The following is a 22,010-nucleotide window of genomic DNA, read 5'->3' as shown; positions in this document are numbered from 1 at the left end:
CGCATAAAATGAATGCTGAGGAAGGAGGATGCCGGTGAGACAACCCGCCATTCGAAGACGTATCGCCTTGACAGGCGTTGCCGCGCTGATCGCGGCGCTGCTGTTAATCCGACTCCCCGTTTCGGCCGAGCCTCAGCTAGAGCTGGATGACGACGTCCACTCTGTTCTTGAGAAAAGCTTATCCGTTGTCGAGATTGATAAAGAGATCGGCCGCATTCAAGAGGAGAAACAGACATTGCTGGCGACGATGACCGACACCGAGCAGCAATTGGCTGCTCAGCAGGAGAAGATTGAGAGCAAGCGCGAGCAGGCAGGAAGTGTTCTGCGTGCCTACTATATGGGAGAACGGGATTTTCTATTTACGGCTTTACTGTCGGCTAATTCGCTGCCTGATCTCTTTCAAATTATCGATTATGTAGACATCCTGCTTACACATGACAAGCATACCTTGAACAGCTACGCGGAGCAATACGAGAAGGTAAAGGCAGGGTATGAGCAGCTTAAGGATCGGCAGGCCGCACTCAGCGATCTGGAGGATCGGCTTCAGACGCAGCGAAGCCGAGTGCTTGCACTTGAGGCGCAGTTAGACGAGCAGCTTGCAGGAAGGTCCGACGCCGAACGGCTTCGTCTAATGATGAACGAGCTGACCTCGTTTTGGGAGACGGCCGGGCTTAAGGAAGTAAAACAATATTTCCGCGAGCTGTCGAAAGCGATGCAGAAACTGCCTTCCTGGGTACAGGACAACAAATCGTATTTGGAAATCGAAGGTTTCAACTATACGCTCCGCGTGCCGCAGGACGATCTAAACGCCTTCCTGCGCGAACAGAATGATATGTTCGAACGATTCGCTTTCACTTTCGCAGATAACAAGGTGACGGCTACCGGCAAGCGCGACAACATGGAATTAAGTATTACCGGCACTTATACCGTACAGGACAAACCTAAGAACGGCATTATCTTTCATGTTGAGGAACTGCTCTTCAACGGATTCGCGTTGCCCGATACGACACGGTCATCTCTAGAAGAAGAATTCGATCTTGGCTTCTACCCCGGACTTATTATTTCGTTCCTAAAAGCCAAATCCGTCGAAATTAAAGACGGCGAACTCATCGTCAAGCTGAGCATCAATCTCTGACCCTTACCTTTAACAAAAAAAACAGCGGCTCTCCGTATGTACGGAACAGCCGCTGTTTTATTTATACTTGGCGATATAGTCGCCGAATGCGAAAAACTGCGGCGAACCGTCGATATGAGCTTCCCATTGCGATTGCCAATCCAGCCATTGATCAGGCCAGTTCGTATCGATGGCTGCGGAGCTTTCCGCATTAGTCAAATCATTCATAATCCCAACCCACCAAGAAGGCGGAACGATAGCTTGCTCCGATTGGTAGGTGTTGCTTAGACCGAATAGCGATGACCGGGACGGCAATACACCCGAATCCTCATAGAACTGTTGTTGCGCGTATGAATCCGTCATCTCCTCTATCCATAACAGCGCCTCGTCTTCCGCCTCAGTCCGAGAAGAGACTGCGAAGCTGCGCGCATTAAGCCAAGGACTGACGATCGCATCACGGTCAATCTTCAAGCGGCTCTGAACGGACTCGGTTAACTCCAAGTAGTCGGACCACGGGAGGATCGCGGCAAGCAGCTCATTTTTATTAACCGCATCGCCGATCAAATAACTGCTCCCTTGCGCGCCAATCTTACTAATTCGCGATTCTGCAAGCTGAAGCCAGTTCAATTGCCCGACGAGCGACGCATCCGACTTCAACAGGAACTCGCTATTTGCCCTGCCCTTCGGATCGAAGGTATGCAGCCAGACGAGCAACTGCTGCAGATTGCCCGGCACGAGGTTAACAAGCTTCGCCTCCGGCTTCAGCTCGTTCAGCTTAAGCGCTGTTTCCTCGAAGCTTTGCCAAGTGCTAGGAGGGACGGATAAGCCCGCTTCCGCTAGCAGCTGAGAGTTCCAGAAGACGAGATACGGATTATAGTCCTTCGGCACGCCCCAGACATAGCCATTCCACTTAAGAGGCTCCAGCAGGCCGGACATTTGGTCAGAGAGCGCGTCCCCGGTCAGCAGGCTGTCGACAGGCTTTAGATACCCTTGCATCGCGAACGGCCTAATCCAAGGGCTCGGAAGCAGCATCACATCCGCCGGTGTTCCTTGTCGGCTCTGCTCTAGCCATGATGAATAAGCTTCACTCTCATTCGCTTGATTCAACAATTTAACCTTAATATGTGGATATTTCATCATAAAAGTTCGATTCAATTGACTAAGCGTCATGAATTGCTCAGCGTTAACGGAAACGTTTACAATTAGTTCAATAGAAGTATCAATCGTCTGTTCTCCGCCCGGGGGCTGATCGACTGACTTGCCGTCCGGTTTGCCCGTGCTTGTCGGATCGACGCCAGGGGATAACGGAATGTCTAGCAAAGCAATGATGAGGATAGCTCCGATCACAAGGGGCATCCATCTTCTCAGGGACACAGCTTTCTTCCTCTCCGGCTATTTGATCTCCACACATAGGATAGCAATAAATCCATAATTTGTCCAAAGCCCTTTTTTGCCACTAGGAGAAGATGCCATTGCCTCTTTCTGCTATAAAATGAGAAAAGTGGAGGAGCAGGGCAAACCCTGCACTCCTCCACTTCACAAACACCAGCTCCATCTGCAGTCGTCTACAGCAAGTCGGCAGCGAGCTGCGCAAGCTTCGAACGTTCGCCTTTCTCCAGCGTCATATGGCCGCTAATGCCTTCGCTTCTAAAGCGCTCAACGATGTGTGTAAGGCCGTTGCTTATAGAATCGAGATAAGGATGGTCAATCTGCTCCGGATCGCCCATAAGGACGATCTTGCTGCCCTCACCGACACGCGAGACGATCGTCTTCACCTCGTGTTTCGTTAAGTTTTGCGCTTCGTCAATAATAATGAACTGCCCTGGTATCGATCTTCCGCGAATATACGTTAACGCTTCGACTTGAATACTTCCGAGTCCCATTAAAATTTTGTCGATGTCTCCGGACTTCTTCGTATCGAATAGATATTCGAGGTTATCGTAGATCGGCTGCATCCAAGGACGAAGCTTCTCCTCCTTCTCCCCTGGCAAATAACCGATATCTTTGCCCATCGGAACGACGGGACGCGCAATGAGCAGCTTCTTATACTTATGCTCATCCTCTACCTTGAGCAGCCCGGCTGCAAGCGCGAGCAACGTCTTGCCCGTCCCTGCCTTACCCGTTAACGTGACGAGCGGAATATCGTCATTAAGGAGCAGCTCAAGCGCCATTCGTTGCTGAGCATTGCGCGCCGTAATGCCCCATACGGGATCGTTGCTAAGGAAGAGCGGTTCAAGCTTCACCCCATCCTGGCTCACCTTGAGAAGTGCGGATTTGGATGTGCCCATCTCGTCCCGCAAAATAACGAATTCATTCGGATTCAATCTAATATTCAGATGCATATTGTTAATCGTCAAGAAACGGTAGGAGTAGAATTCGTCAATGACCGCGGGATGAACGTACAATGTCATATAGCCTGCATAGAAGTCTGACGAGACGACCACTCTGTCGGACAAATAATCTTGAGCCTGCAGGCCAAGCACATCCGCTTTAATACGGACAAGCACGTCTTTGCTGACGAGTACAATACTGCGCTTCTCCGTTTCATTGTCTTGTTCATTATGATAATTAAGCGCTACGGCCAATATTCGGTTGTCATTGGACATTTCTCCGAACATTTCCTGTACGCGAATGAAGCTGCGATGGTTCAGCTCTACCTTCAGCAAGCCTCCTCCAGGAAGCACGATGCCTTCATGCAAATGACCGTTCTCGCGCATCTTGTCGAGCAAGCGGGATATCGTCCGGGCGTTGCGGCCAAGCTCGTCGGCCAGCCTCTTCTTCGAATCAATTTCCTCTAGTACAACCGCGGGAATAATGACTTCATTATCATCGAAAGCGAAGATCGCTTGCGGATCATGAAGCAGCACATTAGTATCAAGCACGAATATTTTTTTCATGAGAACCCTCCCGGCGTAGGAAATTCATTAGAAGCTTAGCGAGCCTTGCTAATGGTTTGCGTTGTACATAGTGTGAGCAGCGATCGGTTACACTAGGGCAGACAAGTGTCATTACACTAAGCACGCTTAAAAAGAGGTGGAATTCATGTTCAAATGGCTCGCTTCTGCGTTCATTATTGCGATTGTAGCGACAGGCTGCAGCACCGTCGCACGTAATGAAACATCACCCTCTCCACAAAATAATGGCCGCGTGGAGGCCCAGCAAACCGATCCGCGCAAAAAAGAAATAAAAAGCTCCGAACAGGTTGCGAAGCATTTGGAGCAGCTTGCTGAGGGCGTCGACRGTGTCAAAAATGCCCGTTGCGTCGTATTCGGAAATACGGCAATCGTCGGCATTGACGTGGACGCCAATCTCGAACGCTCTCGGGTAGGCACCTTAAAATATTCGGTTGCCGAAGCTTTCCGCAAGGACCCTTACGGAATCGATGCGCTCGTGACGGCAGACATTGATCTTAACCAACGCATTAATGAGATCGGCGACGACATTCGAAGAGGAAGGCCAATTGCCGGCTTTGCTGAAGAGATGGCCGATATTATCGGACGTATCGTCCCGCAGATGCCAAGAGATCTCATGCCAGATTCTGGCGATGGTCAGCAAGAGCCGAAGTTGAAAAATAATAAAAAGCAATAAAGTTCTTTGAAACAACTTATGAAGATTTTGCAAATACGGTCCAAAAGACGCAAAAAGCCTAGTGAATGCTCACTAGGCTTTCTCTATGGCGGCGGATACTTGTACTTCCATTCTATCTGCTGCAAATTTATCGTCTGCAATGATATGGAACTCTTTGCCTGCGGACAAGCGCAAGCCGCAACGCATAGCATCACGGTCCTTCTCATTCGCTAAATACCAAGAAGGATCAGCGTTCGCTAAGAAGGAAAGGCTGCTTCTAACCTCGTTCTCTCGTCCGAATCGTACTGGAATAGGTATCACCATCGCATAGCCTCCCTTAGATAGGAAATTGGTTTGCGTAGCATTATTATACCCAGTTTATTAAGCCGAGTCTACGGTTATTCAGCCATTTTTGCTTGCAGAGCGGTACGCGCTTCATCCAGCTTTTGCTCATCCAAATATACGTAAGGACTTTTCCAATTACCCTCAAGCGGAATGAACGTAATATCCCCGCCACCCATGCCGAAATAACTTGCAATCATTGCTTTAATCTCTTTGGAAGGCATATCCATCGTCATGTTGTCGCCAACCGCCTCAATGACTTTGTCGATCTTCGAAATCCCGCTTAACGACTTCATCTTGTCGGCAAGTGCCCCTAACACTTCCGATTGTCGTCTATTGCGGTCAAAGTCGCTCGACATGTTCTTGCCGTCATTCGATTGACGATACCTTACGAAATCAAGCGCATTATCGCCATTCAGCTCCTGCAGACCTTTCTGTAGGTCAATGTCCGTGCCGTCCGCGTTGCTCTTGTATTTCATTCGCATATCAACATCTACCTCTACGCCGCCAAGCGCATCGACGACATCGACGAAACCTTGGAAGTTGATGACTGCCGAATATTTGACGTCAATGCCGAAGAATTCGCTCATCATCTCGCGCGAATGGCGTTTCGCCTCCGCGTGAGCAGCTTCCTTCTCCATGCCTTCCTTAATTGCCGTATTATAAAATGCCGCATAATAGCCGTTAGCCTTGCGCGTCTTGTAGCCGTCCACATCGATTCTCGAATCGCGCGGGATCGACACAACTGTCGCCGTCTTGGACGTTGGATTGAATGCCGCAACCATCATGACATCCGTGTTCAAACCTCCGCCGTGAGAGCGCGAATCAAGCCCCATGATCACGAGGCCGACAGGCTTCACCTTAACCGATTCACCTTTAGGTATGACTACAGTGTTGTTGTCTGCCCCAATCTGTTTGATCGCGTCATCCGTCTTGAACACTAAATAAACAAGAGCCGCCGCAACGAGAAGCAGCAGCCCGAACAGCAGAACGAAAAACGTTTTTAGAATCGAACGTTTCTTCTTCGGTTTCTGCTTTTTAGGTTGATTGGACGGCGTTTGACGCGAGCTCGATCTTGGAGGCAATGAAGTCGATCCTTGACTCATAGTATCCACCTTCAAGCTTAGTTGTATTTGGGATTGGATTCGATGTCCGACAGCAGTTGCTCAGCCGCTTCACGCGGAAAGAGCTGCAGCTTCGAGCGTCCATCCTTCTCGTACCTCAGATGAATCATCGTATCGTCCGTCTTCATGATCTCGAAACGGTCGAGCTGATGATCCTCTACYAATATTTGCGCAAAAAAGGCAAGCGTATCGGCGGCCGCTCCATCTTCGGGTCTAGCCGCTGATACGATCTGAATTTGCAGCCAATTGAATAGAGCGTCCTCAAGCTTCATTTGCCAGGCTCCGCCTTCTGCGAGGATGCATCATCCGGCCTATTGCCTTTCCATTTGTCGTAGAGTTGGCGGCCCCGAAGCATAAGCATCATAAGAACGGCAATACCCATGCATTGAATAATCGGCAGCTTATCCACCTGCAAGATCATCAAGACGAAAGAACCAAATGCAATGAGCGCATAAACGAGTATTTCCTTAAACAACGGCAGCTTCTGCTGTGCCCGGAACACCTTGTTGAAAATATAAATTGTAAATCCGAGTATAAGCAGATAAGAAACGAGTTTATGGTCGCTTAGCCATTCCTGCATAATTCGAACTTCCTCCTTAAGTACAAGCTAAGGTTTTGCATGATGCAAAACCTTAGCTCCATCTTCATTATTAAACGCCTGCTTGAGCTGTTTTGCGGTGTTTCTCCGCACGCTCGCGCTCGCTCTTATTCAAGATCTTCTTACGAAGACGAATCGACTTCGGCGTAATTTCGCAATACTCGTCATCGTTCAAATACTCAAGCGCTTGCTCTAGAGAGAATAGGCGCGGAGTTTTCAGCGTAACGGTATCGTCCTTACCTGCGGAACGAATGTTGTTAAGCTGCTTCACTTTACAGATGTTGACGATAATGTCGTTCTCGCGCGTGTGTTCGCCTACGATCATACCTTCGTAGATTTCTGCACCCGGCTCCAAGAACTGGATACCGCGATCCTCTACGCCCATCATGCCGTAGAATGTCGATACGCCGTTCTCGCTTGCCACGAGCACGCCTTGGTGACGTCCGCCGACATTAGAGCCCGCAAGCGGACCATAGCTGTCGAATGCGCTGTTCATAATGCCGTAACCGCGAGTCATTGTTAGGAATTGTGTACGGTAGCCGATCAAGCCGCGTGCTGGAATAATGAACTCCAGACGAACTTGGCCATTGCCGTTGTTGATCATGTTGACCATCTCGGCTTTGCGGGTTCCAAGGCTCTCCATAACCGCGCCCATGYTTTCCTCAGGCACGTCAATTAGCAAGCGCTCGTAAGGCTCTCTCTTCTGACCGTCAATTTCCTTAATAATAACTTCCGGCTTGGATACTTGAAGCTCATAACCTTCACGACGCATATTCTCGATCAAGATGCCGAGGTGAAGCTCGCCGCGACCGGATACGATGAACGCGTCCGGGCTGTCTGTTTCTTYAACGCGAAGCGCTACGTCCGTCTCAAGCTCCTTGAACAGACGCTCGCGAAGCTTACGGGATGTAACCCATTTGCCTTCACGTCCCGCGAACGGGCTGTTGTTAACAAGGAACGTCATTTGGAGTGTTGGCTCATCGATCTTCAGAACAGGAAGCGCCTCAGGGTTCGTTGGATCAGCGATCGTCTCGCCGATATTGATCTCACGGATACCTGCGATAGCGACGATGTCGCCAGCGCCTGCTTCAGCAATCTCAACACGCTTCAAGCCTTGGAAGCCGAACAGCTTCTCGATTCTTGCTTGCTTCGTGCCGCCTTCGCGCGTCATAACGGCAACCGGTTGACCTTGACGAATAATACCGCGGTTTACGCGGCCAATCGCAATACGTCCCAAGTATTCGTTGTAGTCGAGCAGAGTTACCAGAAATTGAAGCGGTTGTTCTACGTCTTCCGTAGGCGATGGGATATGGCTGACGATCGTTTCGTACATCGCTTCCATGTTCTCATCTTGTTTCTCAGGATCAAGACTGGACGTACCCATCAACGCCGATGCGTATACGACAGGGAATTCAAGCTGCTCGTCATTCGCGCCAAGCTCGATGAACAGGTCAAGCACTTCATCAACCACTTCAGAAGGTCTTGCATTCGGACGGTCGATCTTGTTCACGACAACGATCGGAGTCAGCTTCGATTCAAGCGCTTTGCGCAATACGAACTTCGTTTGCGGCATGCAGCCTTCGAAAGCGTCGACTACGAGCAATACGCCGTCAACCATTTTCATAATCCGCTCAACCTCGCCGCCAAAGTCGGCATGTCCAGGTGTATCCACGATGTTGATCAGGTAGTCTTTGTAATTGATTGCCGTGTTCTTCGCTAGAATCGTAATACCGCGTTCACGTTCCAGATCGTTGGAATCCATTGCTCTTTCTTGTACCGCTTCATGCTCGCGGAAAGTACCCGATTGTTGAAGCAGTTTGTCGACCAATGTTGTTTTACCATGGTCAACGTGGGCAATAATGGCGATATTCCGTAAATTCTCTCTTGCTTGCATAACTTGTAATCCACTCCATTTTGTTTTTATTTATTACCTTACCAACGCCTGCGACTTCCTCTGCCGATCGTCATCCATGCGCCTGCCCCGATCAATACGACAGCAATTGCATAGATTCCCCAGCTCCACATCAATACAAGAACCATAAATACGGCCGAAGCGGCTGCAAGCGCAATAGCCGCCCTGAACACAACCTGTTGCCTGGATGAACCGAACAAATAATATTCGTAAAGGCCTGCTGCTACGCCGAAAATGAACAGCGGCCACAAATATTTCAGATTATCCCATCCAAATAAATTGCAAACGACGAACAACAGGGCATAGACGACAAGCATCCCGCCTGGGACAAGAGCAGCTGCTGGTAGAAGTCTGCCGAAATAAAGCACATGCAGCAGAACTCCCGGAATTAAGACGAGCAGCGGCCAAAAGATAGCCCCCATAAAGCTGAATACTCCTAATTTGCCCAACAAAATAACGACCCCGGCTAACAGCAAAATAATTCCAGCGGAATATTTGTTATTAGGCATTCTCGTTCCGCTCCTTACGAGTCATTCGCAGATGTTGACGAAAGACGACAGTTTTTATCTATACTAGTTTAATGGAACGGCGACGAAAATACCAGTGTGAACAATACCTGTTCACAAAAAAAACCGTTCAAGCCGTCTTTGGCTCCGAACGGTAATGACAACAAAGCCTGTTACCACTGCTTTCTGCTGACGGTTGCGAGTGCAATTACGAGCGGGATACACAGCAGCGGAATCGCCTCAGCAAGCACCTTCGAGCCGTGGAATAGCAGGTTATTCAGTCCCGGATCATGCATAAGCATGTCGCCTGCCGCATATCCGAGCAGCGCTGCGCCAATGTATGAAAGTGCCGGAAACTTCTGCAGCAGCACGCCCAGCATTTGGCTGCCCCATATGATCATCGGGATGCTGATTGCAATGCCAAGCAGAATGAGAATGAGATCGCCATTCGCAATCGCTGCGATCGCGAGCACATTATCAAGGCTCATAATGAAGTCAGCAGTGACAATGGTCCAGACGGCTTGTCCGAGATTCCCCGCCTTTTTGACAGCATGTCCGTCATGCCCGCTCCCCGCGTCCGCAAGCAGCTTCACGGCAATATATAGAAGCAATATCGCTCCGGCAGCTTGCAAATACGGAATTTGCAGCAGCTTGATGGCCACGAGCGTAATTATAATCCGCAGTCCGACGGCTGCAAGCGTTCCCCACCATATCGCCCGCTTCCGCTGATGAGGCGGCAGCTGTCCGCTCGCCATCGCAATTACAATCGCGTTATCTCCGCTTAACAACACATTTATCAAGACGATCTGCAAAAAAATAAGTACGCTGTCCAATGCTCATTCCCCCTCTTATCAGTGGTATGAACAAGCTATGGCGAATATGTCCATGATTGATGAATATACTTTCCACAGGGCTGAATTCAGGCGGCAGGCGCCGCAGCAAGATAACAAGTTGGAGGGGGCGGTCAAATGGATCTGTTCTCGGTCGATTTCTGGTCGGCGCTCGCCACGATCATTTTCATTGACCTGATCCTCGCTGGCGACAATGCGATCGTCATCGGACTTGCAGCAAGAAATTTGCCTAAGGAGCAGCAGCGAAGGGCGGTCATTTGGGGAACTGTTGGCGCAGTCGGCATTCGAGTTATTGCGACATTGCTTGTCGTACAATTACTGGCCGTTCCATGGCTGAATTTACTTGGCGGGCTTCTGCTTATATGGATTGCTTACAAGCTGCTTGTTCAGGAGGATGCACACGATAATATTCAGGCAGGCAATACGCTGTGGCAGTCGATTCGCACAATTATTATTGCCGATGCGGCAATGGGCATCGATAATGTTATCGCCGTCGCCGGCGCGGCGCATGGCGATACGCTGCTCGTCATTATCGGCCTGCTCATTAGCGTGCCAGTCGTCGTATGGGGCAGTACGTTGTTCATTAAGCTTATTAATCGCTTCGAGTGGATCGTGTATATTGGCTCAGGCGTCCTCGCCTATACGGCAGCCAAAATGATTACGCACGAGAAATCATTCGCCGAATATTTCGAGCGATATCCGCTTGTTAATTGGGCTTTCATCATCGCTATTATCGTAATCGTTATAGGAGCAGGCTGGCTTACGAATCGCAGTCAGAGGAAAAAGATCCAAAACCTACAAAGCGATAAATAATCCCGAATAAAGTCAAAGAGCCCCGCCATTAGGCGGGGCTCTTTGACTTTATCGTTACGCCTGCGCTTGCGCTTGTGTGTAACGGCGTATTTGATCTTACAGCGCGTAATGAAGTTTGTTTCGGTATCTGTAAGTGCAATACGCTCTTATAGATACCGAGTGCAAGAAGCCATGCTAGTTAGAACCAGTCGTCCTCGCCTTCGGTATGGACCGTCTGTACGCCGCTCGGGGTAAGAACGAGCACCTCTGTCCCTTCAATGGCAGCATCAATCATGTCCCCAAGCTCCGGAATGAGCGATTCGACTTTTTCTACGATGCGCAAATTCGGATTCGTGCTTGGCGACTTCGGCAGGAACAGCGTACAGCAATCCTCATAAGGCAAGATCGATGTCTCGAAGGTGCCGATCTTCTCCGCCTCGCGAATAATTTCTTGCTTGTCCATCATCACGAGCGGCTTGAGAAGCGGCAGCTCCGTTGCCCGCCCAATGACGTTCATGCTAGCAAGCGTCTGGCTGGCGACTTGACCGAGGCTTTCACCCGTTACGATACCGCCGGCCCCATTCCGCTCAGCCAACTTATCCGTAATCCGAAGCATTGCGCGGCGCATAAGGGTAATAATGATATTATCGCTCTTCTGCTGTGCCAGCCTCGTCTGAATGTCGGTAAACGGAACGAGATGAAGCTTGAGCGGCGCGCCGCTGTAATAAGACAACCGCGTTGCTAAATCAACGACCTTATCCTTCGCCTTCTCGCTTGTGAACGGATAGCTGTGGAAGTGAACCGCTTCGATCTCCAGCCCTTTGCGCAGCGCCATCCACCCTGCAACGGGACTATCGATGCCGCCTGACAGCAGCAGCATGGCCTTTCCGTTCGTTGCAAACGGGAAGCCTCCGCCTGCTTGAATCACTTCCCAGAAGACGTAGGTGCCTTCCTCCTGAATATCCACCTTCAATTCGACCTCAGGCTTGCGGACGTCGACTTTCAGATCTTCAATGGCCCGCAGCACATGGCCCCCTACGAGATGATTCATCTCTTGGGAGCTATGGGGAAACCCTTTCCACGCACGCTTCACGCTTACTTTGAAGGTTGCTGGCGGCTTTTCTATAGATTGCATAAGCGTCAAGGCAGCAGCCCGAATCGCTTCCAGCTCCGACTGTACACTGACGACCGGGCTGATCGTCGTAATGCCGAACAGATCCTTCAAGCGATCTGCAACGGGCTCATAGGGCTGGCCGTTCAACAAGACGTACAAGCGTCCGAACGACTTGAAGTACGAGACGCGCTCGAACGGCGTCAATGCCTGCTTCACCTGCTGAAGCATCCGCTTCTCGAACTGATTGCGGTTGCGCCCCTTCATCGTCAAGTCGCCGTAGCGCACAATAATTTGATCGTATAACAAACTTAAGTCAATCTCCTCTCGAGCGGCTTAAGCTCCGCGACAATCTGCCGCAGCGCCTTGCCTACACTATCGATGTCCTGGGTACGGTGTTCATCGCCGAAGCTGAGCCGAATGCCGCTAGAAGCATGCTCCGTGCTCGCTCCAAGCGCAAGCAATACCTGGCTTGGCTTATTGTCCTTCGACGAACAAGCCGACTTCGTTGAAGCCATTATACCATGCTGCTCCAGCTTATGGATGACGACCTCCGGCTTCATGCCGGGATAAGAGAAATGGACGATGTTCGGCGCAAGCGGCGCGCCGCCATTCAGCTTCAGTTCTGGAATGGAAGCCACGATAGATACAAGCTGCTCTCTTAATTCCGACATGTTTGCTCGTCTTACGGATTCGGTCTCACGAGTCATCCGAAGAGCTTTCGCTGCAGCGACAATCGCCGGTACATTTTGCGTTCCTGAACGCATGCCCTCCTCCTGAGAGCCGCCTGTCAGCAGCGGGTACAGCGTTATTCCGTTTCTTACATAGAGCAAGCCGACGCCTCTCGGCCCGCGGAACTTATGCGCCGATCCGCTGACAAGATCGATACCCCACTGTTCAATATCAATTGGCAGCTTGCCTATGCTTTGCACCGCATCAACATGGAAGAATACTTTCGGATATTGCTTCAGCCATTGTCCGATCTGCTCGATTGGCTGAATTGTACCGATTTCATTATTCACATGCATAACACTGACCAGAACCGTTTCATCTGTCAATGCCTCTGCGACCTGTTCCACGCTCACATGACCGCTGGCGCTGACCGGCAAGTACGTAACGTTAAAGCCCTCTTGCTCAAGCTGCGCAAAGGTTTCGGACACAGAAGCATGCTCGATTGCGGTCGTGATCAGATGTTTGCCTCGCCCGCTATATTGTTTGGCGATGCCTTTGATCGCCATATTATTCGATTCGGTACCGCCTGAAGTAAATATCCACTCGCCGCCGCGCGTGCCGAATTGCTCCGACACAAGCGAGCGTGCCCGCTCGATCAGCTTGCCCGCTGCCGTGCCTCTCTGATGCAATGATGACGGGTTCGCATAATGCGCCTTCATTACTTCCATCATCGTCTGAATGACCTCATCATAGGGCGGTGTAGACGCGCAATGGTCAAAATACAGCATCGTTATTCCCTCCTTCTCACGCTCTTCCTACAATAAAAACAAAAAGATCAGCGACAGCCGCTCGCAGCTAGCGATGCGGCAACTGTCGTGATCTCAAGCAGGAGCGACTCCGCCTCCAAGCTGCGGCATGCACAATCGTTCCACGGATAAATTAATTAAATTATTGCATAGCTTGAAGCACTTTTACAACATAACGTTGGGTTTCTTCCGGCAAGCTGTCGATAGCTAATTGAAGCTCTTCGTTCGTTCCGATGCCCAAACGGTCGATTCTGCCCGGTCCGGCATTATACGCGGCAAGCGCGACTTGCTCATTGCCGTTATACTTGCCCAAAAGCAGCGACAAATACTTCGTTCCCCCGTTAATGTTCTGCTCCGGGTCGAACACGTCGCCGACGCCAAGTCCTCTAGCTGTTCCATCCATCAGCTGCATAAGCCCTTTCGCTCCTGAGGAAGATACCGCATCGCTTTGGAAGCCGGACTCGGTCTTAATTACCGCTTCGATCAAGGATGGATCGACGCCGAATCTAGCCGAGGCTTGCTGGATTAGCGAATCATATTGTCCAGAGCCCGTCCATTCTGCATCCGGAAAGCTGTCGGAAAGGCCAAGCTCGGATAAGCTGCTTAGACCGCTAAGGCTGCCAAGCGACGATAGCTGCGATAACAGATCGGTCGGAAGCGTCGAAGCAACATCTGTGCCTGTCTCCGTCGCGCCGCTCATATATTGCGATAATAACGTATCGAATAAGGAAGGTGTGCCGTCCGTCTCCGTCTTCGTAAGCGGATTGGAATTCGCTTTAAAGTCAACGCTCGGAGCAAGCTGAAGCTGCAGTAAAGCTTTCATCTGTCGTGGGTCAATGCTCATAATTACCTCCCTAGCTATGTACCTTCATATGTTAAAGGATATTTACGTATGTCTGTTATATCGGTTTTTATTGTATCGCTTTTTAGAGCGAACCGCCAGTTGCAAATAAAAATCGCCGCTCAAAGCGATCACGCTTCGAACGGCGACTTGATTACTTGAAGATTTTGACACGCTCTTCGATCGGCTTGTATTCCTTCTCTCCTGCAGGTGAGGTTGGTTTGCCGAATGGCAGCTGTGCAACCAGCTTCCAAGAATCTGCAATGGACCATGCCGCCTTTACCTGATMGTCAATGAGCGGATTATAATGTTGGAGAGATGCTCCGAATCCTTCATTCTCGAGCGCTGTCCACACGACAAATTGATGCATGCCGGATGATTGCTGGGACCATAGCGGAAAGTTCTCCGCATAAGCGGGAAAGCTTTTCATAAGACCGTCAATGACTGTCTGATCCTCGAAAAACAATACGGTGCCATAACCGTTCTTAAAGCTATCCATCTTCTGCTGGGTTGGCTCGAAATTATCGGCAGGAACGACGCCTTGCAGCGTACTCGTCGTAAGATCCCAGAGCTTATCATGGTTTGCCCCGAGCAGCAGAACAATTCGCGCACTCTGCGAGTTGAAGGCAGATGGCGTATGCTTAATGGCATCTTGCACGATCTGAGCGATCTTCTCGTCTGAAATATCGGATTGCTTGCTTATGCCGTAAATGCTGCGACGGTGCTTTACGGCTTCCATGAAAGCAGCCGATGTCCCCGTCTCATTCATTGCGGTGTTAGCTGTCATTGCCTCTCCTGCCTTTCGGTTGAATGGTTTAGGACGACAATTTATTTTCCCCAGCCTCTTCGCCATTAGTCTAGAAAGGATAGGCATTCCTCACAGGATTAGATCCGGTCTTTAATGCCTTTCAATCTATAAATCCTGCGAACCAGTGCCACACTCCATAAGAGCAATACACACAGCATTGCAACAACGACCTCCAGTTGCAAAATATACCAAGGCCATGGCGCAAGCATATCCAGCAATGATGCCGTTCCAGGCTTACGCGCCAAAAACATAAAGTTCGTATAGCCCGTCAAATAATTCGTTAACGCCGCCGGAATCGCCAATACGTGCAGCCAGACCCATGCGCGCAAGACGGACTTATATGTCGGCTTGTATCGTTCAATGACAAGGATAAACAATCCAGCGGCAATGATGCCAATATGCGCAATGAAGAAATGGAAGTACCTAAAGTGCGGGAAACCCCAATCGAGATTCGGCGTTATTAACGCTTGCATCGCTCCCAGGATCCCAAGGAAAATGACAATGTCATACAACCGTTTGCTGCCGGTCAAGAGCAGCACGGCCGAAATAAGAAGCGTAATACTGCACAGCTGAAGCGGAAGCGATCCGAATGACCACTCGTCTTCGATGATGTAAGAAGCCTGGAGCGCGAMTTCACAGCTTATAAGCACCACTGCCAACGCGATGCGGAAATATCGGTTAACAGCAGGCACGCGAAGCTTCTTGCGCATCAAGAAGATGCTTGCGAAGACAATAATCGCCGACAGCAACGCAGCGTAGTGCGCGGTGGTAAACATTTCGAACGACATGGCACACGATCCTTCCCTTTACGGATCTCAACTTTGTACTTCTTTCCTTATTTTTGCAATATTAGGGCAAAAAAAATAGTACCAAGTTTATTTGGTACCATCCTCCTTATTTAACAGCCCTAAATCCTTTACTTTCTTCGCCGCTTCCTTCGATCCGGGCAGGTGCAGCTTCTTTAATATATGGTTGACGTGATTTTTTACTGTTCGCAGCGACACGAAGAGCTTATCGGCGATCTGTGTCTGCGAATAACCTTGGTCGATCAAATTCAGGAGCTGCATCTCCGAAGGTGTAATCAAATCTTCGACCTTCTTCACCTCGAACTCACGCTCGACAAGCTTCAGCCTTCGGAATTCCTCCCGCATCTGCTCGGCTGCCGCTGCGCTAATCGTCGACTGCTTCGCGTAAGCTGCCCTAACAGCTGCCGGCAACGTCTCAAAGTCCGATTTGATCTGATAATCGATCGCGCCAGCTTGGAATGATCGAAAGATGAGTTCCTTCTCTTCCATGGATGTCAGCATGATGACGCGGGCCCCTGTTCGCCTGCTAGCCTCGTCGGCAAGCTCAATTCCTTCAGGCCGCCCTTCCATCATAATATCCATCAAGATCACATCTGCGGCATCCATCGTCTGTGACTGAATCATTTGACGAGCTTGCTGCGGATCGGATTCGGTCCATACGACCTCGATATCCTGCTCTTTGTTCAAGAAGGCCGTCAAACCTCGAAGCCAATCCAGATCATCTTCTATTATCCATACTTTAATCGACGGCATGAGCTTCCGCCCCCTTCTTCATGAGCGATTCTGTCTTCGCTGCCTGAATCGCTTTCTTAGGAAACGCCATAAGCACCGATGTGCCTTGCCCCGGTCTGCTCATCACATGAAGCGCTCCCCTATGCTTTCGCATCACTTGGAACGCATATGGCAAACCTAATCCGAAGTTCGAACCGCTGCCGGCTTTCGTTGTATAGAAAGGTTCAAACGCTTTGGCTATTTGGCTTTTGTCCATTCCCGCACCTGAATCACGGACTTCAATGACAAGCTCGCGTTTCTGCTCGCTTAATGTAATGCGCAGTTCGCCCTCGCCCTTCATTGCCTCCACCCCATTTACAACAAGGTTGCCAAGCGCTTCGCCAATCTGAGCCGAATCGATCATTGCGTTCCAACCTTCCGCAAGCGCAAGCTGGAAGCTCGCACGGGGATAGAGCGCCTCAATGGGCTTCACCGTTCGGATCACAACATCCGCGATCTGCTCCCGCTGAGGCTTTAACGTCAAGTCCTCCGTACGCCGATGCACTCTTCCTACCATATCCTGCATATGCTTCGACGCTGACAGCACCGTCTCAATATCTGCCAGCAGCTCCGCTTGATTCGTCTCGATTGCATACGCCTTCATTTTCTCGGAGAACAATCGCATCTTTGCAGCATCGTTCTTGATTGCATGGTTCAAGATCGCCGTGCCTGAAGTGACTGCACGATACGTCGTATCGAATCTTCGCCGGTCAATCAGCACTCTCACTCCCATAAAGCCGTAAGTGAACAAACCTACGACAAATACGGTCGCGCCTAATCCTACGAACCATGTATTATATACCCACATTCGAAGCATCCCCATACTTGGAAGCACATAATTCATCACCATGCTGAACAAGACGGGCGGCAATACAGCCGAACATACGATCCAGTGCTTTCTGGACAAAGCCGCGTAAGGCTGACGCTTCAGCAATATGAGCACTGTTCCGAACAAGATATACGGAACGGCCCACCATACAACTAGCTTGAACGTAATCGGATACATTTCGTTGTAAAACGGCGTGAATAGGATACAGCACAAAATGGGGAGTGCAAGGAGCCATTGCACCAGCTTATATAAAGCGAGAGGCATWCGAATGCGATGATAGGCTATTGCGAATAATAGGAAAAAATACGGCAGACCGTAATAAGACGTCAAGGACGATACGGCCTGCACGTAATAGAGCATCTGCTGGCCGCTGATGCTCATTCCAGCCTCTGTCGCCGCCGGAATCCAGCTTAAATCAAGAACGGCCGCCAGCGCACCTGCGCCGCCGCTGAATGCAACGGCGCCTAATCGACGATTAATGTCCGAGCGGCGATCGGATAACCATAAGATGGCCGCTATGGCCCATAATKCGATTAGAACGAACAGCATGCGTTAGCTCCTTTGCGTATCTGATACTATGAACTGATCTCGATCGTTACCGGCGACCATTCTCCGATAACCGTCTGGCCGTGCACGGAGACACTGCCTTCAGGCGTGAGATCTTTCTCGGTCATAATCCCGAGCGCGACTACGAATTGATTGAACTTAACCGGAACGTTCTGCTCGCGGCGCACTTCTCTGCCGTTTACATAAAACACGACTTCGTCCTTGGCTTGGTTGTATACGATCTTATACGTATTGAACTGTCCGGCATCGAAGTCGGTATCTTCTTTAAATACGCAGAAATACCGCGTCTGATCGGTCTCGGGCACCTTCACACCTGGAAACGGCAATACGGCATACACGCTTGCATACTTGTCCGGCGATGCGAAGAAATCAAGCGCCCCGCCTGTTGTGAAATCGAGCAGGTTCAAGGATACGAAGCCGTCGTACAGATCGTCCTTAGCCGTATTTTGCGCGCGTGCTCGTATTTGAAGCTCGAAGCTGATCTCTCCGCCCTCCGGCACGATAACCGGTTCTGCCGAGTAATACATATGCTTGGCGTTGTCCAGAATTTGGATACGGTCATGGCTTCGGCTGAGCGGTGCCCGTACATAGAGCAGTCCATTGCGGACGATAACTACCGCGTCAGGCTCGCGATATTGCCAAAAGCTGCCGTCAGGCAATGGAAAACCGCCCATTTTCCAAACTTCGCCTTCGTTTAGAATCGTATGAAAGTCGCCTAATACCCATTGCTTGTCCATGATGTGTACCTCTTTCTTCGTTGTGTAATGATATTATTGGATGATGCCTTGAATGAATAACGAAACGATCATAATAACGCCGCATTGCATAGTTGCATTCAAAGAGCCGCCCATTAATGGCAAATACGCCTTCGATTCATTGCGAGTTCCCAGCTTACCGTATACGAAATAAAGCGGAATAGCCGTTAGAATGCCCAGCAGAGYATAAACAGGAAGCGCTTCTTGAATGACGCATATTGCGAGCGCACAATAAGCCAAATACATAAGCACCTGCGAGAAAAGCAGCGCTTTGCGCTCGCCCCAAACGACAACTAGCGTCCGTTTGCCGGCTTCGCGATCAGCCTGCCAATGCAGGAAGTGATGGTTGAACAAGATGAGCGTCGTCAAGAAGCCGATCGGCAGCGACAGCAGCAACGCCCGCGTATCGAGCAGCAGCGTCTGTACATAGTACGAGCCGACTACCGGCAAAATACCGAATGAAAAAAGAATAGCAAGCTCGCTGTAGCCTTTGCCGCGATAACCGAAGCGAATCGGCGGCGCTACATAGAAGTAGGCCAGCAGCGCGCCAAGAACGGCGAACACCATAACTTCCCAGCCGCTGTAAATACTAAGAATGATACCGCACACCGCTGCAATAAAGAACAGCAGCCAAGTGACGAAAGCGAACTTTTTGACGCTCCATGTACCGTTGGTCAAATAACCCGAGTTCGTCGAGATGGCATCCTTGTTAGCATGAGCAGCCTCATCCGTCCCATTGTAGTAATCCCATAGATCATTGATCATATTGGAGAACAGATGCGCGCATGCCGCGCCAATCAAGGTCAATAAGAAGAGCCATACATCGAACACGCCATCCCATACATAAGCAGCCAACGATCCCATAACGATTGGTATGAGCATGACCGGAATTACGCGAATTCGTGAAGCTTTCAAAAATTGTTTCAACATATCGAATCATTACCCTCTCTGCTGTCGTTATTACAATTGAACCACTACCATTCGATTGTCGTCAACAGTCCGATCAATGAGTACGACGCTTCCAAACTTGATTTATCTTTTGCGCAAGCTGGCCCTGACAATAATCATTGCCGTTGCGAGCATCGAAAGCCCTTGCCAGCCTTTCACTTTCGGCTTCTACCCATTCGCTTGTGAAAGAATTGTGAACAACCAGCTTCCTTCTCCGCTTCTTCTCATTCCACAGCGTAAAGAACGCACTGGCCCCGATCAAATATTGGAATCGATTCCAGTCTGTTTTGTTGCTCAATACATATTCGGCTGTGCTCTCCAACAGTTTAGCCGCTTTGTTCAAGTCCGTTGCAGAATAATAACCGATCAGTCTGCCGTATTCTTCTAAGTAGCCGGGGCCTTTCAGCATCCCCGCGCCTTTGCGTGCAAGCTTGGCCGCCTCTTCCTGCTGATCGGTCTCAAGCAGCGGCATGAGGACATGGCTGTACGTATTTTGCGGGATCGAACGGCAGGACATCTTGCCGCTTAATATCGGCTTCAATGTCTGAAGCCCCCTCTTATAACGACCGGATGCTAAGTGGAAGTAGCCGAATAAATTTTGCTCGCAAGCCCGGCAATCGGACATTTGGTCATATGGCGCTTTTTTCCACTGCTCATAATATGTTTGGGCAAGCTCGGCATGCCCGCCCGCTAGCGCATAAAGATGAATTTTCGAATAATAAGGCCGCAGGCTGTGTCCGTATTGTAGGCATTTTCGTTTAAAATCATCAAAGATGTTTTCGATCTGAGCAGCTCCAAATTGCGGAAACCGCCATATGATGCCGACCAGCCACTTGTAATGCCAAATGATCTGGTGACTGTCGTATAGATCCGGCTGTTTCTCGAATTGCGATAAGCACCAGGCGAAGGAGACGATGAAGCGTTCCTCGAAGCCAGACACTAACGCCGCCTCCGAATACGTCATTCTAGCGTGATAAGCTTCTTCCTTCGACATGTACAGATCGGCGATGCGAACAGCCTCTTCCAGCACCGTCACCTTCTGCTTGCCGTCCGGCAGGCTCCAAGCCTCATTGCGCAGCTCATCGTATCGTTGCTTCATCCCTGATGGCCACCTGCCTGACCAAGTCCGATCGAGAGAGAACGCATGAATGACTCGTTCATCAGTTGCATCTCCTCCGAGCTCATTGGATAATGCCCTAGCAGCAGCGACTGGGTATACAACGTCTCGATACTTAGCCTCTGCATCTCCGGGTTGCCGCATGTAATGGCCTGCTGCACGATCGGATTATTGTAATTAAAGCAAAGCCTTGCATAAGGCACATCGTGGATTTGATGAATGACAACATCTAGAACACTGTCGAACAGCTCATTCGACTCGGCTCTCGTCTGCTCCGCCATGCGCAAGAAGTTGAATTCTTCATTCGTATTATATAGAACGGCAAGCTCTTTGGGCTCGAACCGCTTCACCGCGCTGCGGCATTGGAATCGCTCTAGAAGCTTGTCCGCAAGCGCTAGGAAGGGCGAAGCTAAGCGAAGCTCAAGCGCCGTTAAATCTTGGAACAGATTAGAGAAGTTAATCGGATCAAGGACCCCTACCTGGATCTTCTCGTCATACTCCTCCAGCTTGCGCACAAGTTCAAAGTCATGCACGTAGCCGCCATTAATGACCATTACGTTCTGCGCCTTCGCCACGCGAACCACTTGACGGAACTCGTCTAAAGTCGACGAAACAACGATATTGGAGCTGTGTTGCAAAATATCTCCCATGCGCATCATGCCGTAAGGCGTCTCGAACGAGAGATGGCGAATGAACAGCTGGTACAACTCGTTATCCTCTACAGCCAAAGCCTTCAGCGAAACGTAATGAATCTTCACGATTTTCTCGAACAAATCGGGATCAGTCAGAGCCAGCATCATCAGATGGCGCTTCAGACATTGTCCCAGCTCATCTCGGACGGTATAGAACAGCTCGTTCTCAATAAACGACTCCCGCGATGCGGTAGGCTTCAGCCCTCCCACATTCACGATGCATGTGACGAAAAAAGCCCATTCGGGCAATATTTGACTCATCTGATCGGAGAGCAGCATCCGTTTCACATATACTTTATGCTTCTTCTCTGCTTGCAGACTTACCGCATAGGGCAAAATATAGGCCGTGCCTTCCGCTTCACCAATCAGCGACTTGATCGGAACGGCCTCTAGAAACCGGTGGCCGAGCTGAGCCTCGCCATATTCCAGCGCATGCTGAGGGTCCAATTGCCAAGGCGGCAGCGCACCGTTAATATTTCGC

23 protein-coding genes are annotated in these 22,010 nt (G+C 50.1%); 3 read left to right on the top strand and 20 right to left on the bottom strand.

All coding sequences use genetic code 11. The features are described from left to right. The first annotated feature begins 34 nt into the window (after positions 1 to 34). Positions 35 to 1,135: a coiled-coil domain-containing protein gene (locus AB4Z33_RS21825; protein ID WP_442051908.1), complete on the top strand. Its 1,101-nt coding sequence runs from the start codon at positions 35 to 37 to the stop codon at positions 1,133 to 1,135. A 57-nt stretch (positions 1,136 to 1,192) separates the two neighbouring features. Here AB4Z33_RS21825 and AB4Z33_RS21820 read toward each other — a convergent pair whose 3' ends face one another. Further along, a complete protein-coding gene (locus tag AB4Z33_RS21820; protein ID WP_442051907.1) occupies positions 1,193 to 2,461 on the bottom strand; it encodes an ABC transporter substrate-binding protein in 1,269 nt (422 codons plus the stop codon). A gap of 218 nt (positions 2,462 to 2,679) precedes the next feature. Further along, a complete protein-coding gene (locus AB4Z33_RS21815; protein WP_337098601.1) occupies positions 2,680 to 4,011 on the bottom strand; it encodes a PhoH family protein in 1,332 nt (443 codons plus the stop codon). Positions 4,012 to 4,156: 145 nt separating this feature from the next. Here AB4Z33_RS21815 and AB4Z33_RS21810 point away from each other — a divergent pair, with 145 nt between their 5' ends. Next, positions 4,157 to 4,702, top strand: a complete 546-nt coding sequence (locus tag AB4Z33_RS21810; protein ID WP_442051906.1) for a YhcN/YlaJ family sporulation lipoprotein — start codon at positions 4,157 to 4,159, stop codon at positions 4,700 to 4,702. A gap of 72 nt (positions 4,703 to 4,774) precedes the next feature. On the opposite strand, the gene AB4Z33_RS21805 is transcribed toward AB4Z33_RS21810, so the two are convergent. The 7 genes from AB4Z33_RS21805 to AB4Z33_RS21775 all read right to left on the bottom strand — a co-directional run bounded on the left by AB4Z33_RS21805 (position 4,775) and on the right by AB4Z33_RS21775 (position 9,996). Beyond that, positions 4,775 to 5,005, bottom strand: coding sequence for a hypothetical protein (locus AB4Z33_RS21805; protein WP_442051905.1), 231 nt, complete (start codon positions 5,003 to 5,005; stop codon positions 4,775 to 4,777). A gap of 74 nt (positions 5,006 to 5,079) precedes the next feature. Beyond that, positions 5,080 to 6,129 carry an LCP family protein gene (locus AB4Z33_RS21800; RefSeq protein WP_442051904.1) on the bottom strand — a complete coding sequence of 350 codons (1,050 nt, stop codon included), beginning with the start codon at positions 6,127 to 6,129 and terminating at the stop codon, positions 5,080 to 5,082. Positions 6,130 to 6,146: 17 nt separating this feature from the next. Beyond that, the gene (locus AB4Z33_RS21795; protein WP_442051903.1) at positions 6,147 to 6,419 is read right to left on the bottom strand and encodes a hypothetical protein; all 273 of its coding nucleotides are present in this window, start codon (positions 6,417 to 6,419) and stop codon (positions 6,147 to 6,149) included. Beyond that, the gene (locus AB4Z33_RS21790; protein ID WP_442051902.1) at positions 6,416 to 6,727 is read right to left on the bottom strand and encodes a YlaH-like family protein; all 312 of its coding nucleotides are present in this window, start codon (positions 6,725 to 6,727) and stop codon (positions 6,416 to 6,418) included. Before AB4Z33_RS21790 ends, AB4Z33_RS21795 begins: the two co-directional genes overlap by 4 nt. A gap of 70 nt (positions 6,728 to 6,797) precedes the next feature. Beyond that, positions 6,798 to 8,639 (bottom strand): translational GTPase TypA, encoded by a 1,842-nt coding sequence (gene typA / locus AB4Z33_RS21785; protein ID WP_442051901.1) that lies wholly within the window; start codon positions 8,637 to 8,639, stop codon positions 6,798 to 6,800. 38 nt (positions 8,640 to 8,677) lie between these two features. After that, positions 8,678 to 9,166, bottom strand: coding sequence for a hypothetical protein (locus tag AB4Z33_RS21780; protein WP_337098594.1), 489 nt, complete (start codon positions 9,164 to 9,166; stop codon positions 8,678 to 8,680). Positions 9,167 to 9,336: 170 nt separating this feature from the next. Next, positions 9,337 to 9,996 (bottom strand): TerC family protein, encoded by a 660-nt coding sequence (locus tag AB4Z33_RS21775; protein WP_442051900.1) that lies wholly within the window; start codon positions 9,994 to 9,996, stop codon positions 9,337 to 9,339. A 135-nt stretch (positions 9,997 to 10,131) separates the two neighbouring features. Here AB4Z33_RS21775 and AB4Z33_RS21770 point away from each other — a divergent pair, with 135 nt between their 5' ends. Continuing rightward, positions 10,132 to 10,827 (top strand): TerC family protein, encoded by a 696-nt coding sequence (locus AB4Z33_RS21770; RefSeq protein ID WP_442051899.1) that lies wholly within the window; start codon positions 10,132 to 10,134, stop codon positions 10,825 to 10,827. Between the two features lie 178 nt (positions 10,828 to 11,005). On the opposite strand, the gene thiI is transcribed toward AB4Z33_RS21770, so the two are convergent. From thiI to AB4Z33_RS21715, 11 genes are all read right to left on the bottom strand, one after another. Further along, the gene (gene thiI / locus AB4Z33_RS21765; RefSeq protein WP_442051898.1) at positions 11,006 to 12,226 is read right to left on the bottom strand and encodes a tRNA uracil 4-sulfurtransferase ThiI; all 1,221 of its coding nucleotides are present in this window, start codon (positions 12,224 to 12,226) and stop codon (positions 11,006 to 11,008) included. Positions 12,227 to 12,228: 2 nt separating this feature from the next. Further along, positions 12,229 to 13,377, bottom strand: coding sequence for a cysteine desulfurase family protein (locus AB4Z33_RS21760; protein WP_442051897.1), 1,149 nt, complete (start codon positions 13,375 to 13,377; stop codon positions 12,229 to 12,231). A gap of 160 nt (positions 13,378 to 13,537) precedes the next feature. Then, on the bottom strand, positions 13,538 to 14,239 hold the full coding sequence (locus tag AB4Z33_RS21755; protein ID WP_442051896.1) for a lytic transglycosylase domain-containing protein: 702 nt from the start codon (positions 14,237 to 14,239) through the stop codon (positions 13,538 to 13,540). Positions 14,240 to 14,390: 151 nt separating this feature from the next. Beyond that, entirely contained in the window at positions 14,391 to 15,023 is a 633-nt protein-coding gene (locus AB4Z33_RS21750) for a nitroreductase family protein (protein WP_442051895.1), read from the bottom strand. A 98-nt stretch (positions 15,024 to 15,121) separates the two neighbouring features. Beyond that, positions 15,122 to 15,832: a YwaF family protein gene (locus AB4Z33_RS21745; RefSeq protein ID WP_442051894.1), complete on the bottom strand. Its 711-nt coding sequence runs from the start codon at positions 15,830 to 15,832 to the stop codon at positions 15,122 to 15,124. An 87-nt stretch (positions 15,833 to 15,919) separates the two neighbouring features. Next, entirely contained in the window at positions 15,920 to 16,603 is a 684-nt protein-coding gene (locus AB4Z33_RS21740) for a response regulator transcription factor (RefSeq protein WP_442051893.1), read from the bottom strand. Further along, positions 16,590 to 17,999: an ATP-binding protein gene (locus AB4Z33_RS21735; RefSeq protein WP_442051892.1), complete on the bottom strand. Its 1,410-nt coding sequence runs from the start codon at positions 17,997 to 17,999 to the stop codon at positions 16,590 to 16,592. Before AB4Z33_RS21735 ends, AB4Z33_RS21740 begins: the two co-directional genes overlap by 14 nt. 26 nt (positions 18,000 to 18,025) lie before the next feature. Next, positions 18,026 to 18,754 (bottom strand): DUF6081 family protein, encoded by a 729-nt coding sequence (locus tag AB4Z33_RS21730; protein WP_442051891.1) that lies wholly within the window; start codon positions 18,752 to 18,754, stop codon positions 18,026 to 18,028. A 33-nt stretch (positions 18,755 to 18,787) separates the two neighbouring features. After that, positions 18,788 to 19,702 carry a prenyltransferase gene (locus tag AB4Z33_RS21725; RefSeq protein ID WP_442051890.1) on the bottom strand — a complete coding sequence of 305 codons (915 nt, stop codon included), beginning with the start codon at positions 19,700 to 19,702 and terminating at the stop codon, positions 18,788 to 18,790. Positions 19,703 to 19,775: 73 nt separating this feature from the next. Beyond that, a complete protein-coding gene (locus AB4Z33_RS21720; RefSeq protein WP_442051889.1) occupies positions 19,776 to 20,819 on the bottom strand; it encodes a hypothetical protein in 1,044 nt (347 codons plus the stop codon). After that, on the bottom strand, positions 20,816 to 22,010 hold a 1,195-nt coding region (locus AB4Z33_RS21715; protein ID WP_442051888.1), incomplete at its 5' end, for an HSP90 family protein. The genes AB4Z33_RS21720 and AB4Z33_RS21715, both read right to left, overlap by 4 nt.

Origin of the sequence: Paenibacillus sp. 2TAB19 (genome assembly GCF_052115185.1) — a bacterium.
Lineage (GTDB): Bacteria > Bacillota > Bacilli > Paenibacillales > Paenibacillaceae > Pristimantibacillus.
Note: the sequence above shows the minus strand (reverse complement) of the source record. Positions and strands in the feature narration are given on the sequence as shown.